Annotated in this window: 3 protein-coding genes; 1 reads left to right on the top strand and 2 read right to left on the bottom strand. The window is 59.8% G+C overall.

What is annotated here, in order from left to right; genetic code table 11:
- Positions 1-35 precede the first annotated feature (35 nt).
- Positions 36-611, top strand: a complete 576-nt coding sequence (locus AC1D00_RS38490; protein WP_477014276.1) for an IS110 family RNA-guided transposase — start codon at positions 36-38, stop codon at positions 609-611.
- A 506-nt stretch (positions 612-1117) separates the two neighbouring features.
- Here the strand turns inward: AC1D00_RS38490 and AC1D00_RS38485 are convergent.
- Both AC1D00_RS38485 and AC1D00_RS38480 read right to left on the bottom strand, forming a co-directional pair.
- Positions 1118-1630 carry a S26 family signal peptidase gene (locus AC1D00_RS38485; protein WP_477014275.1) on the bottom strand — a complete coding sequence of 171 codons (513 nt, stop codon included), beginning with the start codon at positions 1628-1630 and terminating at the stop codon, positions 1118-1120.
- Entirely contained in the window at positions 1627-2034 is a 408-nt protein-coding gene (locus tag AC1D00_RS38480; protein ID WP_477014274.1) for a DUF2840 domain-containing protein, read from the bottom strand. Before AC1D00_RS38480 ends, AC1D00_RS38485 begins: the two co-directional genes overlap by 4 nt.
- Positions 2035-2036 lie beyond the last annotated feature (2 nt).

Below are 2036 nucleotides of genomic sequence, written 5' to 3'. Positions count from 1 at the left end.
AGAATACCGTCCGCGGACTGCTGAAGACCTTCGGCATGATCCTCAAGATCGGAAGTCAACGGCGTTACATTGGGATCATTCGCGCTGCGATCCAAGACAATCCGGTACTGCTGACGATCGTCGAACCAATGCTGATTGCGCTGAAAACCTTGCAAGACCAAATCACTGTTTTCGATCGTGCGCTGTGCCGTCGCGCATCCGCCGATCCGATCGCCAAACGCCTCATGAGCGCCCCTGGCGTCGGCGTGATCGTTGCGCTCTCGTACATAAGCACGGTCGAAGATCCACACCGGTTTAGACGTTCGCGGACTGTTGCCGCATATCTTGGGCTGACACCGCGCAGGTTCCAGTCGGGAGAAACCGATAGAGCTGGAGGTATCTCGCGTGCTGGTGACCCAGCTATGCGAACCTTGCTTTATGAGGCTGCTTGCGTTGTGTTGCGCCGCTGCTCCCGACCTTCCCCACTCCAGCAATGGGGACGCGCATTGATCGAACGATTGGGAAGCAAACGGGCAATGGTCGCGGTGGCAAGGAAACTGGCGGYCATATTGCATCACATGTGGCGTGACGGGACGGCGTTCCAGTGGAGTCCCCACACCGCGATCACCTAATCGGTACAACCAACATGGAGATCCGCTGTCTGCGATAGCGGTAAGAGGTCCCTGCCGGGACGAGCGCTGGCGACCGCGCCATTCCTCCTGCGGCTGCAGAGATGCAGACCGCGCTCGGGACATAGCGGCGCCGACCTCCTGACGCATAAATGCAGCTGTAAAACCAATCAGACTGCGAAGAGAACCGTGGACTCGGCAGCGACTGACGGTATGGCCAGCGGTGTTGTGGCATAGGGTCGAAACTGGCTGAACAGTGTGTTCGCTTGGCACAGCAAGCTCAAGCCTGGCGCTTTGCGCCCCCGCCTCCGGCGGCTTCGGGCTTGACCTCGCCGTTCCAAGCGAACCTTCGCTCGCCATCGCTTCGACGGACAAGACCAGCACTCTTGTGTGTGCTGAGAAATGGAAAGAAAGGACTTGCATGATGGGCCGCGATTAGAGAACGGAGGAATGGTCCTGCACTTGATCGAACAGAGGAATGGCAGAACGGAAACGTAGAAAACGCACGATCACTCCTCCCACGTCCACACCGGGAGGGCACGGCCGATCACGCCCGACGCCGGAAGAAATCCAAAATATCGGCCGTCAAGGGAGTCGTCCGACTGCCAATTCATGAGAAAGAGCTCGCCCTCCCCGACGACTCGGCAGCCCTGCCATTTCGGCAGCGGCCGGCCGCGTCCGTCACGATCCCGGGCCTCGCCGACCGCAATTTCATTCACGGAAATAGTGAGACCGCTTCTGCAGACCGCCTGCCCCGGCAGCGCCAAGACCCGCTTGAGCATGGGGACGCCGACTGGCAGATAGCCGTTCAGGTCTAGGAAGGTCGCAAGTGGTTCCGGCGGCTGAATGGCGACCAGCTCAGTGACCTGGAAGCGTTTTGCCGGTCGCAACCGATAGAGACCAATTGGTACGCTCGCTGATGCATTCCAAATGTAGAGTGGAAGCGGCTCCAGGACGGTTGTCGCGACAAGCGCAGCAGCGGCTCCAAATGTTGCAGTCAGCGTCTTCAGGCGGCCCCTCATCGCATCACCCTCTGACGATGGCGCCAGGCTTGGTGGCGTGCCTTCGTGTAAGGGCGCGGATTTTCGTTCACGGACAGACGGTTATGAACGTGATGCCAATGATCAGGAGCGACGTCGGCGGGATCGATGCCGAGCGCTTCGACGGCGTCGACCATCTGCAGCACCCGTTCGACCTTCGGCAAACCGGAGAGCCGGAGCAAAATCTCTCCGCCCGGCTTCACATACGGTACGGTCGAGCAGCGCTGTCCTGGTGCGACCGCGCGCAAGATGTCAATCCGCGAAATGATCGTGCCAAAGTCGTTGGAGGTCCAACGGACGAAGGCAAAGATGCTGCCTGGCGCGAATGACAGGACGCGCCGGTGACGATCGATCTTCTTCTCCTCAGCGATGCGCCCGAACCGAATGC

The organism is Bradyrhizobium sp. P2_E8, from assembly GCF_056403875.1.
The sequence above is the reverse complement of the archived record's forward strand: the minus strand, read 5'-3'. Positions and strand labels throughout refer to the sequence as shown.